Annotated in this window: 17 protein-coding genes; 13 read left to right on the forward strand and 4 right to left on the reverse strand. The window is 37.2% G+C overall.

Translation table 11 applies throughout. The features are described from left to right. Positions 1–66: 66 nt before the first annotated feature. Complete coding sequence (locus tag ACFQ02_RS00295) at positions 67–432, reverse strand: hypothetical protein (protein WP_380817827.1); 366 nt, start codon at positions 430–432, stop codon at positions 67–69. 178 nt (positions 433–610) lie between these two features. Then, positions 611–796 (reverse strand): ribbon-helix-helix protein, CopG family, encoded by a 186-nt coding sequence (locus ACFQ02_RS00300; protein WP_380817829.1) that lies wholly within the window; start codon positions 794–796, stop codon positions 611–613. 410 nt (positions 797–1,206) lie between these two features. On the opposite strand from ACFQ02_RS00300, the gene ACFQ02_RS00305 reads away from it, so the two are divergent. The 6 genes from ACFQ02_RS00305 to ACFQ02_RS00330 all read left to right on the forward strand — a co-directional run bounded on the left by ACFQ02_RS00305 (position 1,207) and on the right by ACFQ02_RS00330 (position 3,722). Beyond that, positions 1,207–1,536, forward strand: a complete 330-nt coding sequence (locus ACFQ02_RS00305) for a KilA-N domain-containing protein (RefSeq protein ID WP_380817831.1) — start codon at positions 1,207–1,209, stop codon at positions 1,534–1,536. Further along, on the forward strand, positions 1,511–1,726 hold the full coding sequence (locus ACFQ02_RS00310; RefSeq protein WP_380817833.1) for a hypothetical protein: 216 nt from the start codon (positions 1,511–1,513) through the stop codon (positions 1,724–1,726). The genes ACFQ02_RS00305 and ACFQ02_RS00310 overlap by 26 nt, the downstream gene beginning before the upstream one ends. Before the next feature lie 224 nt (positions 1,727–1,950). Then, positions 1,951–2,136 carry a hypothetical protein gene (locus ACFQ02_RS00315; protein ID WP_380817837.1) on the forward strand — a complete coding sequence of 62 codons (186 nt, stop codon included), beginning with the start codon at positions 1,951–1,953 and terminating at the stop codon, positions 2,134–2,136. 13 nt (positions 2,137–2,149) lie between these two features. Next, on the forward strand, positions 2,150–2,362 hold the full coding sequence (locus ACFQ02_RS00320; RefSeq protein ID WP_380817839.1) for a hypothetical protein: 213 nt from the start codon (positions 2,150–2,152) through the stop codon (positions 2,360–2,362). After that, a complete protein-coding gene (locus ACFQ02_RS00325) occupies positions 2,331–2,801 on the forward strand; it encodes a DUF2335 domain-containing protein (protein ID WP_380817841.1) in 471 nt (156 codons plus the stop codon). The genes ACFQ02_RS00320 and ACFQ02_RS00325 overlap by 32 nt, the downstream gene beginning before the upstream one ends. 123 nt (positions 2,802–2,924) lie before the next feature. Continuing rightward, complete coding sequence (locus tag ACFQ02_RS00330; protein WP_380817843.1) at positions 2,925–3,722, forward strand: hypothetical protein; 798 nt, start codon at positions 2,925–2,927, stop codon at positions 3,720–3,722. 69 nt (positions 3,723–3,791) lie between these two features. Here ACFQ02_RS00330 and ACFQ02_RS00335 read toward each other — a convergent pair whose 3' ends face one another. Continuing rightward, positions 3,792–3,980 carry a hypothetical protein gene (locus ACFQ02_RS00335; RefSeq protein WP_041605051.1) on the reverse strand — a complete coding sequence of 63 codons (189 nt, stop codon included), beginning with the start codon at positions 3,978–3,980 and terminating at the stop codon, positions 3,792–3,794. Positions 3,981–4,536: 556 nt separating this feature from the next. On the opposite strand from ACFQ02_RS00335, the gene ACFQ02_RS00340 reads away from it, so the two are divergent. From ACFQ02_RS00340 to ACFQ02_RS00365, 6 genes are all read left to right on the forward strand, one after another. Further along, complete coding sequence (locus ACFQ02_RS00340) at positions 4,537–5,433, forward strand: phage antirepressor N-terminal domain-containing protein (RefSeq protein ID WP_380817844.1); 897 nt, start codon at positions 4,537–4,539, stop codon at positions 5,431–5,433. 75 nt (positions 5,434–5,508) lie between these two features. Continuing rightward, the gene (locus ACFQ02_RS00345) at positions 5,509–5,760 is read left to right on the forward strand and encodes a hypothetical protein (protein ID WP_380817846.1); all 252 of its coding nucleotides are present in this window, start codon (positions 5,509–5,511) and stop codon (positions 5,758–5,760) included. Then, the gene (locus ACFQ02_RS00350; protein ID WP_380817848.1) at positions 5,760–6,359 is read left to right on the forward strand and encodes a hypothetical protein; all 600 of its coding nucleotides are present in this window, start codon (positions 5,760–5,762) and stop codon (positions 6,357–6,359) included. The genes ACFQ02_RS00345 and ACFQ02_RS00350 overlap by 1 nt, the downstream gene beginning before the upstream one ends. 41 nt (positions 6,360–6,400) lie before the next feature. Next, positions 6,401–7,171, forward strand: a complete 771-nt coding sequence (locus ACFQ02_RS00355; RefSeq protein WP_380817850.1) for a ribonuclease H-like domain-containing protein — start codon at positions 6,401–6,403, stop codon at positions 7,169–7,171. 75 nt (positions 7,172–7,246) lie between these two features. Beyond that, positions 7,247–7,471 carry a DUF4224 domain-containing protein gene (locus tag ACFQ02_RS00360; RefSeq protein WP_380817852.1) on the forward strand — a complete coding sequence of 75 codons (225 nt, stop codon included), beginning with the start codon at positions 7,247–7,249 and terminating at the stop codon, positions 7,469–7,471. An 11-nt stretch (positions 7,472–7,482) separates the two neighbouring features. Further along, positions 7,483–8,517: a tyrosine-type recombinase/integrase gene (locus ACFQ02_RS00365; RefSeq protein ID WP_380817854.1), complete on the forward strand. Its 1,035-nt coding sequence runs from the start codon at positions 7,483–7,485 to the stop codon at positions 8,515–8,517. A 266-nt stretch (positions 8,518–8,783) separates the two neighbouring features. On the opposite strand, the gene ompA is transcribed toward ACFQ02_RS00365, so the two are convergent. Then, on the reverse strand, positions 8,784–9,806 hold the full coding sequence (gene ompA / locus ACFQ02_RS00370) for a porin OmpA (RefSeq protein WP_380817855.1): 1,023 nt from the start codon (positions 9,804–9,806) through the stop codon (positions 8,784–8,786). A 428-nt stretch (positions 9,807–10,234) separates the two neighbouring features. Here ompA and ydiJ point away from each other — a divergent pair, with 428 nt between their 5' ends. Continuing rightward, positions 10,235–13,342, forward strand: a complete 3,108-nt coding sequence (gene ydiJ, locus ACFQ02_RS00375) for a D-2-hydroxyglutarate dehydrogenase YdiJ (RefSeq protein WP_380817857.1) — start codon at positions 10,235–10,237, stop codon at positions 13,340–13,342. Position 13,343 lies beyond the last annotated feature (1 nt).

Consider the following 13,343-nt stretch of genomic DNA (forward strand, 5'->3'; position numbering starts at 1 on the left):
GCACTTTAACCAAAAGTGCGGCACAAAACCAACAAAAAACCGCCCAAACAGGCGGTTAAATATGAATTAAATTTGATGAAATTTCTTCTTAAAGTCTGAGTAATTTTCTTTTACATCCAATCCAATAGGACCGCTAGTAAAATAAACTGCTACACCATGTACTTGAATACCGTTTTGCTTTTCTTCCAAGTAAGATACATTGTAATCATGAATGCCAACTTTCACCCCATCAGAAAGCTCAGTTTGAATAAAATTAGGGAATTTAACGCTAATTTCTTCATAACCTCCTTTCACTTGATGTGTTACGCTTCCACCGCAGTGTAATAACGTAGTTTGAGGGGAATTTTTACTTTCTTGAAGATAAAAAACTGCCGTTTTACTAACAGTAATACTTGCACCAGACTCTAAAGTTAAATCAACAAATCCAGACATATGCGTTCTCCTTTTAAAAATAACATTAAAAAAACACTGTACATATATACAGCATTTAAACTATACTAAATTTAAACATAAAAGTCAATGTGTTAATGTTGGAAACAATTTTGACTAAAAGTTCAACAAAACAGTATGCAGATTAGAAGCGTTGGAACGGCGACTAGCAAAAAAGGGCTTACGCCCCTTTTGTCTGTTTAAACGCTTCGATTGCCTGTATCAATAATTGATTTTGTGGAATACCATATTGCTCACTCAACTGCTCAATTTCAGCGACAACCGACTGAGGCAGTTTATAGGTTTTAGCCATAATGCCACGCTTGGCATCGGAACGGGCAACTTTTTCAGCGTTAGTCATAGTCATAGGTTTAGCCCCAAGTAAATTTTAGGTTGAATTTCAGGATCTATCTTTGGTAAAATGTTGGAGACCTCAGGGGGAGGTGCGAACTCCCCCATCGGTTTTAAGTGCTTAGTAAGCTGGTGAACTTACTAACAACAGCACAATCAAGATTAAGATGATTTGTAAGGTTTTCATCTTGTCTTAACTCCAAGTTATCAGCCCCATCTCAACAGGTGGGGCTTTGTCCTGTTATCAGCCCCGTGCTGATGTCGCCTATTATAAAAGATAGTACACTATAACACAAGAAAAATAGTACACTATCTCAAAATAATTTTACTTTACACCGCCCCTATTCAGTATTAAACTACTCCCACTTTCAACAGAAAGTCAGCAGCCACAATTTAGTGGCTTTTTTTTGTATCTGAGAGGTAAAAATGACTAATGTAATCATTGTAAAAGATGCTGAAATTCGCGTAATGGAACAAAATGGTGAAGATTACATCAACCTAACGGATATGCTCAAAGCAAAAGATGGGGAATTTTTTATTAGCGATTGGCTCAGAAACCGTAATACGCTTGAATATATCGGTATTTGGGAAGAGCTAAACAATCCTAATTTTAATTATGGCGAATTCGCCCTAATTAAAAATCAATCTGGTTTAAATCGATTTAAAATTAGCGTTAAAGAGTTTGTTGCTCAAACTAATGCTATCGGTTTACAAGCCAAAGCAGGACGTTATGGTGGAACTTACGCTCACAATTGATGCGTGGTCTAAAATAGCCGATGATATAGCCAAAGTCGCAATGCTGGCGATTCCTGTAATGCTTTATGGAAATGAAACGCTTGCGATTAAAATCATCAACGCTCTATTATTAAGTTTTTCCGCTTACAGTGCATTACTCATCAGCAGACATTTACGCAAAAGCAAACACAAACAAGGAGAAACACAATGACAGGAATGACTTTCGGTTTAGCCGTCTTTGCCCTAATGATGTTCGGCATTGCGGTAGCAGTACAAAAATTTGTAAAATAATTCAAAATCCCACTTTACAAGGTGGGACTTTTCGTTTACTATCCACTCACTTTCAACAGGAAGTTAGCAAGCCACAATTCAGTGTTTTTTTTTCACAGAAACCCTATTTCACAAGGGATTTTCGCATAAACAAAGGTATTTATTATGACTAAAACTCGATTGCTTGTTCCAAGAAAAACTCGCAATGTTTCAGCCAAGCAGTACTTGAATGAAGCGAAAAAAGCGAGTGTGAATAAGAATATCCAATCTGTCACTTTTGTTCCACCGAAAATCGGTTCAAGTGGTTATGGTTCATTCCAAATCACTTATAAAACACCACAGCTTTGTTAATACGGTGCTCAATATGAAAATGAAAAAACATCAATGTATCGCCAATTTTCTTATTGGTTTTGGTTCGATACTCAATATCGCTCCAGTGTTTGCAACGACTGAGCTAGGCTCACCGAAAGATGATTTGGAAAATCTGCAAAAAGATTGGCAAGCGATCGGAGCGGATATGTATAAAGCTATGGAAAGGTTAAATAATGGAACAAGCAGCACTCATCGAAACAAATAACGAAGATAATGCGATTGTTGATAAAGTTGCAGAAACACCAGAATTGCTTGAAAAGGTATTGAGAACGCCGCAAGCTTCTGGTGTTATTTCTATGCTTGTTCAGCAGCAGCTCTCTCATTCAGGTCCGCTACCAATGGCAACAGAAATGGAAAAATACAACAGTGTTATTCCTAATGGTGCTGATAGAATTATGAAATTAGCTGAAAAAGAGCAAGAAAATCGTTATAGCATACCTAAATGGTCACTTTTCCTAAAAGGATTAGGGTTAGTGTTTGCAATGATCAGCGTATCGTTAGTTGTTTGGTTCTGTTTTGAATTGATTAATAAAGAGCAATATGGGCTATCGGTTACAGTGATGATTAGTGTTTTAGTTGCCCTTGCTGGTGTGTTTGCTGTTGGCAAAGTAATGCTTCCTAAAACAGACAAGACAGAAGAATAGCATCAAATCCCACTTTACAAGGCGGGATTTTTATTTGACAACCGCCCCAAATTCGGATTAAGATAACCGCACTACAAGCCGTTCAATAACGGCTTTTTTTGTGTCTAAAATTTGAGGTGGAATATGGTGACTGAAACACATTACACAATAGATAAAAATATGAAACTACTAATCGAAATTGATAATAGCGAGCCATTGCAGCTATCAGTTTTTTGTCAAAGTATGGAAGGTATTGCTGCAGAATATCGCCAATTTATACAAGACAACAAAATTGATATTGAACCCTGTGAACAGCATATCTATGTAGAAAAAATCACACAAGGCTGCTTCCTTATTGAGCTTGCAGCACTAGTATCAAGCACATATCCACTTATTGAGCAAGCAAATGCGATTTTTGAATTTGGAGGACACTTGAAAAATATTTTAGATTGGGCAATGAATAGAGGCGAAAAGCCTGAACGCCTTACTGCGAATATGTTGAAAAATGCCAATAACATTTTAGAGCCTATCGCAATCGATCCTAAAGCACAATTCAATTTACAAGTTTCTAATAATCAAGGCGATGTACATATACATCTACACGCAGACAATGCACTTGCAGGATTGGCACAAAACAATATTAACCGAGAATTAAAACTACTCAAAGAGCGAGAAGAAAACACTTTACAAAACACGACACTATACTGGTCATCCACCGCAGATGCTCAAAGCAAAGCACACGATAGAGCTATTATTCCTGCAGTATCACAAAAGCCTGTACGAGTAAAATTTGAAGACAAGACACTCAAAGAAAAAATGATATTAAATGAAGAATACCCGTACCATAAAATTTTCTTAGTTGATGTTTTAGTTGAATATATTGATGAGGAGCCAGTCATCTACAAAATATTAAAATTAAACAATTCAATGAACAAAATCTAAATTGACAAACCACCGCTCTTTGATTTAGGATATACCCACTTTCAACAGAAAGTCGGGATTGGTCGCACGTTATGCGACCTTTTTTGTTTCGGCAAACAGTTTAATTCCTTGTGTTACAATTTGGGTTTTAGAAAGTCCTGTTTGACTGGAAAGCTCGGCAAGCAATGCAATCACATCTTCGTGAAGTTTGTAGGATTGCAACCGTACACCACGCTTTTTATCGCTTTTTGCATTGATTTCAGCTCTTGTCATTGCCATAGAAAACTCCTTGCATTTTGGGTTAAGCTAGCTTAAGATTGGAGTCATCGGGGGAATGCCCTCCCCCGATGGATTATCCTAGAACGCTGGCATTGCCACCATTAAGAGGATAATTAGGATTAACGCTTTGAACAACATATCCTAAACTCCATTTTGAATGCCCCGAACCCAACAAGTCGGGGTTTTCTTGTATCTAAAGCACCTTGCCTTAGATGTGTTTATTGTAGTACTACTTACATTTTGACGCAAGTACTTTTTGTAATAAATATTACATTTTTATCTATTGACAAACGAAGAAATTTAACCTACTATTCCCCATAGGTGTCGAAACCTTAACGGCGGTTAGAACCGCACCCGATAGCAAGCGGTATTTTTATGCCCCAAATTTGCAAATGCTTTCCTGCCATTAGAAAGTGTTTGTTAATCTCAATGCCGAGAGGGCGACTAATAAAATACCAGTAATGGGAATACGTCCAGCCTACCGTTAGGCTTTCGAACCTCTTGGCAACCCTATTTAGGGTCATTCTTAAATTTCGAAAATTAACGGGGGTCAATTATGACTAATCAAATCACTACTCAAACAATCTCTTTCTACGGTTCAGATCTAATCACTTTAAAAGTTGAAGATGTTATCTATACGGCAGTTCGCCCGATTGTAGAGGCTCTTGGTTTATCTTGGGGATCTCAATCAATTAAATTGAATAAAAACAAAGAAAAATTCAACTGTTTCGATATCGAAACGGTTGGGGCAGACGGCAAAATCCGTGAAATGCTCTGTATGCCAATCAAAAAACTCAACGGCTGGCTATTTAGCATTAACTCTGAAAAAGTGCGGGCAGATTTAAAAGAAAAAGTGATCTGCTACCAAGAAGAGTGTTTTGAAGCACTCTACAACTACTGGCACTTTGGCAAAGCCGAACGCAAAACGACTGTTGATGACCGCACAGGATTACGCAATGCCGTCAATATGCTCGTTAGCAAAAAAGGCTTAATCTATTCAGATGCTTACTCATTTATTCACCAACGCTTTAATGTGCAACATATTGATGAACTGACAGCAGAACAAATTCAAATGGCGGTTGAGTATATTCATAAGATCGTTTTAGAGGGCGAACTCATAACAGACACATCGCCGAAGACACGTGGAATTTTACTCGATGAAGAAGCATTTTATGTTGTCGCAAAAGCAATAGCTAAATTAAATGAATCTACATTTGAGTGGGAAAAAATGATGGATTTGTTTTCAGAACTTGAAAGCCACAGAAACTATAAAACAGCATTTAATCTCGGTGTTGCCAGTTACAATCTCGCACAAAGTTCAGAGAAAATCATTATGAAAAATCTAGTGCAGATGAAAAACAAGGTATGGAAAAAAGAGATTGAAGACTTTATTTTTTCTAACCCACATCTACAAAATCATACAGAAAATAAATTAGTTCACTACTTACGTTAAGACTCCCGAGAAACCGACCGCACTTTTCCAGTGTGGCGGTTTCACTCAACCTAAATTTAGCCAAGGAACACCAAAATGAACATGAAATCAGAATTTTACTATTGCTGTGCAGCTATTATCTTAGGAGCAACATTAGCCGTCAGTTGCGGAACAGACCCAGTTAAAACCGCCCAACAAGCGGAAATCACAAATACAGATAGCCTTGAAGACTGGTACCAATCCCAAGGCTACAGCCTAGAACAATTAGCCGAATTAAAAGCACAAGCGGAGCAACGCTGGCACGAAGAGCAACAACCACAAACCGAACTCGCAAAAGGAACACACTAATGAACGGTATCAAATACGACATCATCGCAGATGAAACCATACAATACAAAGGCAGAACACTCTATCGTATAAAAGCCTTAAAAAGTTTTGCCGATGTCAGCAAAGGCGACAAAGGCGGTTATATTGAACACATGGGCAATCTCTCACAGCTGGGCGACTGCTGGATCTACGACAACGCGAAAGTATTCGCCAACGCCAGCATATTCAACAACGCCATAGTAGAAGAAAACGCCGAAATCTGCGGGCAAGCCATTATTTTTAAAAATGCCAGAATAGGCAAAGACGCCAAAATATACGGTTACGCCACAATCGGCGATGTTGCCCACATCAAACAAAACGGCGACATGTTCACTCGTTCAAATTATTTCACCGTCAGCAACATCACCGACCACGGCTACAACATTACATTCTACTTAGGCAAAAGCGACATCTTAGTCAATGCAAGCTGCTGCAACAACGTAGAAGAACTACCAAAACAAGTCTTTTGCGGAACCATAAACGAATTTGAGCAATACATCAGTAACATCACTCGAGCTGAAGTCAGACAACCGCTTGAAGATTTAATCAAAATCGCACGCCTACAAATCAGAGTGGAATAAAAAACCACAATGCAACAAGAATAACAATGGAGTAACGCAGCATGAGCCGACATTATGAAATAAAACCACAACAAAGAACCTATTTAGAGGTAATTCAAGAAAAGAAACAGCGGTTAAAAAAAGCCAAACAATTTAAAGCCGCCACCGAACAAGCCTCACGGCTCGAGCGTGAAGCTTTGAACAATTTAGACATTGAAACAATCCCAACACAAAACAACGAAATCAAAAACTATGTTTGTGAAAATCTCAAAGCCCCTGCTAACTACAAAAATCCTGAAACAATTGAAAAATGGTTAGCAGAAAATAAACCCGAAGTCGTCAACAAGACCGCTCTTGATGGTGCATTTGGTGAAATTGTAGTTATCGGTGCAGCAGTTGATGACACTTCACCTGTTTTGTTCTATTGCGAAGATTGGCAATTACCAGATCGGGAAACTCGCATTTTAACTCAATTTAACGACTGGTTACGCAAACATATCACTAAAGCTACACCACTTATGATCGGACATAACATTACTAAATTTGATGATCGCTTTATCTTTCAACGCTCTGTGATCAACCGTATCAAACCTTGCTACACCCCACTTCGTCACAATATCTATGACACCATGACCGAATGGGCAGGTTATGGAAACACTGTCTCTCTCGACAAATTATGCAAAGTACTTGATATTGAACAAAAAGGCGATATTGACGGATCAAAAGTATGGCAATACATCCAAGACGGCAAAATCAACGAAGTAGCTCAATATTGTGCAAAAGATGTTGAACGAGTAAGAGAAATCTACAAAAGAATGACGTTTGTGGAATAATGAAAAAAACACTCTCTATGCGACTATTCTAGCCTCATTCTATCCAACACTTCATTAATTTTATAGGGATTAACGATGGACATTCACAGAGATTATCTTTCTCCTGAAGAGTTAGCCTACATCACAGGGAGAAAAAACAAAAGCAAAATAAAAGAACAACTTATCAAACAGGGGATCAAGTTTATCCAAACAGCCAGTGGCTACCCTATTGTTAGACGAGATTACGACAGTGTTAAAACACGCTCTCAACCGCCAAAAACAATTCATGACAGTTGGGAGCCAAATATCATCAAGCGATAAGGAGAATCATCATGGGCAGACCTAGAAAAAAAGAGAATCAAGACTTACCACAAAATCTCTTATGTCGAAGACGGAAAAGAAAAAACGGCACTTTTATAGATTACTTCTTCTATGTCACCAGCGACAAGAAAGAAAAATCACTTGGAACAGATCGATATAGTGCAATCCTTGAAGCGGCAAAACTTAACTACCAATGGGTTAAAATCCCCGAAAACGTCTTTTTCATCGATGTTGCTAAACGTTATCAAGAGTTAGTGTTACCATCAAAAGCCAACAACACTATAAAGGCTAATCAACGAGCAATCAAATTACTATGCCAATTTTTTGGCGATCCGCCCGCTCCATTAGACAAAATCGAACCACGCCACATCAAACAATACCTTGAGTGGCGTAAAAAAACACCTGCAGCAGCAAATATCGATATTAGCGTATTTAACACCATCTGGAATTACGCAAGAGAATGTGGCTACACCAACAAAACATCACCATCACAAGGCATAAAAAAATACTCCATAAAATTCAGAGACGTTTATGCCGAAGATTTTGTGTTAGAAAAAATCTACCAATGTGCTAATCAACTTATGAAAGACATCATCGACACCGCATATTTACTAGGTCAACGCCCCGTTGACCTATGCAATATCCACAAATCTCATATACACAACAACATTCTGCACATCACACAACAAAAAACAGGGAAAAAAGTGCGATTTGAAATTGTAGGAAAATTCAAAGAAATCGTAGAAAGACGACTAACCAACAGCGACTGGCTTTTCCTCAATCACTACAACAGAAAACTAACCGCTGCCACTCTATCAAATTATTTCAAGGAATTGAGAAAAAAAGCAATGAAACAATTCCCTGAACTCGCTAATGAAATCGCTAAAATCCAAATAAGAGATATGAGAGCCAAAGCAGCAACTGATATTTCATTATTCGCAAATAGCGAACAAGCACAAAAAAATCTAGGACATACTTCACAAAAAATGACTCAACATTACATCAGAAAAGAAAAAGTATTAAAACCAACAGATGAACTCCTCTAACGTCACAAATCGCAAAAATTCCACCGCCCTATTTTTAAAAAATAATATCACATTTTCGTTCCGAAACCATTTTTTAACATATTGAATTTATTAAAAATAAATTTATGCAAAACCGCATAATAACGGAACGAAAACACATCCCAAACCCTTAAAATTAAAGGAATAGGGGGTTTTAATCTATTACTCAACTAAATGAGTATCAATTAACAAAACAAAAGCCCAAACAGATGTTTGGGCTTAAAATTAATTTTTAAAAGTAACTAAAATTATTTAGTTCCTTTTACGGAAACTTCTACACGGCGATCATCTGCTAAGCAAGCGATAAGTGCTTTACGTCCTTTCACTGCATCACATTTGTTGCCAGTTACTGGATTAGCTTCACCGTAACCTGCTGCAGAAATTACGTTTTGAGCAACACCTTTAGCAACTAAGTAGTTTGCTACAGTTTCTGCACGTTTTTGAGAAAGTTTTTGGTTATATGCATCGCTACCAATACGGTCTGCATAGCCTGCAACATTTACTTGTGCCGCTTTAAGTTGAGCGATTTCACCATAAATGCCATCTAAGATTTCTTGACCTTTACCACCTTCTTTCAAAGACGCTTTGTTGAATTTGAAAAGAATGTCAGAGCTTAAGGCGAAAGTTTTGTCAACAACCATTGGCTCAACTGCACGAGTTTGACCGAAACGGTAAGATAAACCAGCGTTGATAGAACCGATATCTGGTCTGAGGTCAACCACGCTACCGTCTTTATCTTTTAATTTACCTACATTTTCTACCCATTGGTACTCTACACGTAATGCCAATTCTGGTAATGAAGGTAAGTTATATTCAATACCGCCAGCAAAAACTGGAGACACTTTCAAGCTATGAGTTCTTTCACCGTCTTCACTATATTCTTTTAAATCTGTACGAATTAATGCTGCTGCTGCACGGGCGTACACATCTAAACCGTCTAATACAGGATAGCTTGCTTTCAAGCCTAAGTGAACACCGTGGTTAGTATGTTTACCCACAGTTTTACCATATTCACGATCTTTTGCTCGACCAAAGTAATCATAACCTAGCTCTACTGCGAAGTTATCGGTAATTTGGTAACCACCATACACACCGTAAGTAACAGAGCTACGAATAACTCCTCCGTTAGGTTCTGAAATTTTTACACCATCGTGGAAAGTTGCACGCCCTGCTTTTGCACCAACGTAAAATGTATCTGCTAGTGGTGCTGCTTGTGCTACTGAAGCTGCTGCTAAACCAGCGATAGCTAATGCGATTGCTGTTTTTTTCATTTGTCTAATCCTCTATTAGTAGTTATCAATAAATTTGTGTTTCAAAAAGTTGAAACTAAAACACAATTCAGTGTCCTTTTTGATCTTAACCCCTCTTCTAAAAAAAAACAACTCGTTGTAACAACAAAAAGTAATATTTTTAGATAGTTGGCGTTTAAAATCCGTTCATTAGGATAATTAATCCTGTTTATTAGCAAATCAACGGAATCGTTTCTATTATTGTGCTTAACCTAAGAAAAATCAAACTATTTTGCTTTTTTAGCACAAAAAACAAGCACGCCTTGTTATATCTGTTTATTTTTTAAACATAACTAAAGTATATATCACCACTAGCGAAAAGATAAAAATTTAAATCAAAATGAACAAATGTGATAAAATCAATCAATGCTAACGAATTTTACTGATTTTTAAAGAGATTAGAGATTGCTATGCTCCCCCATTTAGATAAGATCCCGCAACTTTCACCACTTGTTGCAGATTATTTACAAGCGTTAAAAAAACAACATTTTGACGGTGATATAGCTGATCATTACGCTGATCGTTTAAGCTTAGCCACAGATAATAGCGTATATCAACAATTGCCTCAGGCAATTTTATTTCCTAAAAATACGGCTGATGTAGTACGTTTAACTAAATTAGCACAATTAGAACAATACCGCACGTTAACGTTCACTCCAAGAGGTGGTGGCACGGGTACAAATGGACAATCATTGAACAATAATATTATTGTCGATTTGTCTCGTCATATGACTCACATATTAGAATTAAATGTGCAAGAATGCTGGGTAAAAGTGCAAGCGGGAGTAGTTAAAGATCAACTCAATCAATTTTTAAAGCCTTATGGTCTATTTTTTTCGCCTGAGCTTTCTACTAGTAACCGAGCTACAATAGGTGGCATGATTAATACGGACGCTTCTGGTCAAGGTTCATTAAAATATGGCAAAACGTCCGATCATGTATTAGCACTACGTTCAGTTTTAATAAATGGTGAAGTTTTAGATACTGATTCAATAAAAACTGACAACTTTTCTGAAAATCTGAAAAATCAACCGCACTCTGCATTAAGTAAGCATTTGCATAATGAAATTTTTCAGCGTTGCCGAGAAAAACGCCCTCAAATTTTACAAAATTTACCTCAATTAAATCGATTTTTAACGGGATATGATTTAAAAAATGTGTTTAATCAAGATGAGAGCGAATTTAATTTAACGCGTATTTTGACAGGTTCAGAGGGGTCCCTCGCATTTGTTTGTGAGGCTAAATTGAACCTAACGCCAATTCCTCAATATCGCACATTAATTAATATAAAATATCGTTCTTTTGATGCGGCTTTACGTAATGCCTCTTTTTTGGTCAACGCTAATGCACTTTCAGTAGAAACAATAGACAGCAAAGTTTTAAATCTTGCTAAACAAGACATCGTTTGGCATTCAGTAAAAGAATTACTCACTGAAGATCATGCTAATCCCATTTTAGGTTTAAATATTGTGGAATATACTGGCAATAATCAGCAGTTAATTGAGAAGCAAGTAAAATGGCTATGCCAACAATTAGATAAAAAGACCGCACTTGGTGAAGATGATATTATTGGTTATCAAGTTTGTTCAGATTTACCTTCAATTGAACGCATTTATGCGATGAGAAAAAAATCCGTCGGTTTGTTAGGTAATGCTAAGGGAGCTGCAAAACCAATTCCTTTTGTTGAAGATACCTGTGTTCCGCCAGAGTTTTTAGCCGATTATATCGCTGAATTTCGTGCATTGTTAGATCGGCATAATTTGCAATATGGCATGTTTGGGCATGTTGACGCGGGAGTTTTGCACGTTCGTCCTGCTCTCGACTTATGTGACAGAAATCAAGTAAAATTATTTAAACAAATTTCCGATCAAGTCGCTGAATTAACGCATAAATATGGTGGATTATTATGGGGAGAACATGGAAAAGGTATGCGTTCTCATTATGGTGAAAAATTCTTCACTGCCGAATTATGGCGTGAGTTACGCTATATCAAATTTTTATTTGATCCTGAAAATCGCCTTAATGCAGGCAAAATCTGTACGCCATTAGACAGTGAAGATCAACTTTATTCTATTCTATCGCCAATGAGAGCTGACAATGATCGCCAAATTCCAGTACAGATACGAGATGAATTTAATGGAGCAATGACTTGTAACGGTAATGGTTTATGCTTTAATTTTGATGTGCATAGCATTATGTGTCCCTCCTTAAAAGTCAGTCGTAACCGTGTATTTTCACCAAAAGGCAGAGCGGCAATGGTAAGAGAATGGTTGCGACTACTAGCAAATGAAAATGTTAGTCATGAACAATTAGATTTTCGTCAGTCGAAAATAAAGTTAGTTGATCTAATTAGTAAAATTCGTCATTCTGTGCAAAAAATGCGGGGTGAATACGATTTCTCTCACGAAGTAAAAGCCGCAATGGATACTTGTCTAGCATGCAAAGCCTGTGCTAGTCAATGTCCAATTAAGATTGACGTACCTAGTTTTCGTGCTAAATTTTTCCATTTTTATCACCAACGTTACATTCGACCAATTAAAGATCATGTTGTATCTAATGTAGAATTTGTTGCTCCACTCATGGCAAAAGCACCTCAATTTTTCAACTTTTTTACTACCGCAAAAGTGACTCAACCCGTTGCAAGAAAAGTATTGGGTATGGTTGATTTACCAGCTCTGACAGTACCTAATTTACATCAACAATTGGTACAAATTGGCTATAAAACTGACCGCACTTTAGCACAATTAGCTCATTTAACGGAGCAAGAAAAAGCTAAAACATTGCTAATTGTACAAGATCCGTTTACTTCATATTATGATGCAAAAGTCGTTGCAGATTTTGTTGAACTCACTCAAAAACTTGGTTATCAACCTATTGTTATACCGTTTAAGCCCAACGGTAAAGCTCAGCACATAAAAGGATTTTTACAACGTTTTGCGAAAACTGCGAAAAATCAAGCTGATTATCTTAATAGCTTAGCGAAATTAGATTTACCTTTAGTTGGAGTGGATCCAGCGATTGTACTTTCTTATCGTGAAGAGTATCGAGAAATTCTAGGTGAAGAGCGAGGGGATTTCCATGTTATTACTGCTCATGAATGGTTAAAATCTCAACTGAATTGTACAATTTTAAAAACGACATTAGAAAAATTAATTGAAAGTGCGGTACAAAATGACAAAAATTTTGCATCAAATATTTGGTATTTGTTCCCTCACTGTACAGAATCAACATCAATGCCAAATAGTCCTAAAGAATGGCAACAAATTTTTGCTGCCTTTGGTCAAAAATTGCAAGTAGAAAACGTTGGTTGTTGCGGTATGGCTGGGACATTTGGACATGAAACCGTTCATTTAGCGATGTCGAAAGAAATATATAATGCCTCTTGGGCTGTGAAAATTGCGAGTAAAAATCCTGAATTTTGTCTTGCTACAGGGTATTCTTGTCGTAGCCAAGTAAAACGCATAGCTCATTGGCAAGCTAAACACCCTGTACAAGCTTTGCTCGGATTATTCAAGTAAT

The organism is Seminibacterium arietis (genome assembly GCF_042675725.1).
GTDB lineage: Bacteria > Pseudomonadota > Gammaproteobacteria > Enterobacterales > Pasteurellaceae > Seminibacterium > Seminibacterium arietis.

Excerpts from the sequence above, each read along its gene's own strand:
- ACFQ02_RS00295 (WP_380817827.1), bottom strand. The coding sequence starts at position 432 with ATGTCTGGATTTGTTGATTTAACTTTAGAGTCTGGTGCAAGTATTACT.
- ACFQ02_RS00300 (WP_380817829.1), bottom strand. The coding sequence starts at position 796 with ATGACTATGACTAACGCTGAAAAAGTTGCCCGTTCCGATGCCAAGCGT.
- ACFQ02_RS00305 (WP_380817831.1), top strand. The coding sequence starts at position 1,207 with ATGACTAATGTAATCATTGTAAAAGATGCTGAAATTCGCGTAATGGAA.
- ACFQ02_RS00310 (WP_380817833.1), top strand. The coding sequence starts at position 1,511 with ATGGTGGAACTTACGCTCACAATTGATGCGTGGTCTAAAATAGCCGAT.
- ACFQ02_RS00315 (WP_380817837.1), top strand. The coding sequence starts at position 1,951 with ATGACTAAAACTCGATTGCTTGTTCCAAGAAAAACTCGCAATGTTTCA.
- ACFQ02_RS00320 (WP_380817839.1), top strand. The coding sequence starts at position 2,150 with ATGAAAATGAAAAAACATCAATGTATCGCCAATTTTCTTATTGGTTTT.
- ACFQ02_RS00325 (WP_380817841.1), top strand. The coding sequence starts at position 2,331 with ATGGAACAAGCAGCACTCATCGAAACAAATAACGAAGATAATGCGATT.
- ACFQ02_RS00330 (WP_380817843.1), top strand. The coding sequence starts at position 2,925 with ATGGTGACTGAAACACATTACACAATAGATAAAAATATGAAACTACTA.
- ACFQ02_RS00335 (WP_041605051.1), bottom strand. The coding sequence starts at position 3,980 with ATGGCAATGACAAGAGCTGAAATCAATGCAAAAAGCGATAAAAAGCGT.
- ACFQ02_RS00340 (WP_380817844.1), top strand. The coding sequence starts at position 4,537 with ATGACTAATCAAATCACTACTCAAACAATCTCTTTCTACGGTTCAGAT.
- ACFQ02_RS00345 (WP_380817846.1), top strand. The coding sequence starts at position 5,509 with ATGAACATGAAATCAGAATTTTACTATTGCTGTGCAGCTATTATCTTA.
- ACFQ02_RS00350 (WP_380817848.1), top strand. The coding sequence starts at position 5,760 with ATGAACGGTATCAAATACGACATCATCGCAGATGAAACCATACAATAC.
- ACFQ02_RS00355 (WP_380817850.1), top strand. The coding sequence starts at position 6,401 with ATGAGCCGACATTATGAAATAAAACCACAACAAAGAACCTATTTAGAG.
- ACFQ02_RS00360 (WP_380817852.1), top strand. The coding sequence starts at position 7,247 with ATGGACATTCACAGAGATTATCTTTCTCCTGAAGAGTTAGCCTACATC.
- ACFQ02_RS00365 (WP_380817854.1), top strand. The coding sequence starts at position 7,483 with ATGGGCAGACCTAGAAAAAAAGAGAATCAAGACTTACCACAAAATCTC.
- ompA (WP_380817855.1), bottom strand. The coding sequence starts at position 9,806 with ATGAAAAAAACAGCAATCGCATTAGCTATCGCTGGTTTAGCAGCAGCT.
- ydiJ (WP_380817857.1), top strand. The coding sequence starts at position 10,235 with ATGCTCCCCCATTTAGATAAGATCCCGCAACTTTCACCACTTGTTGCA.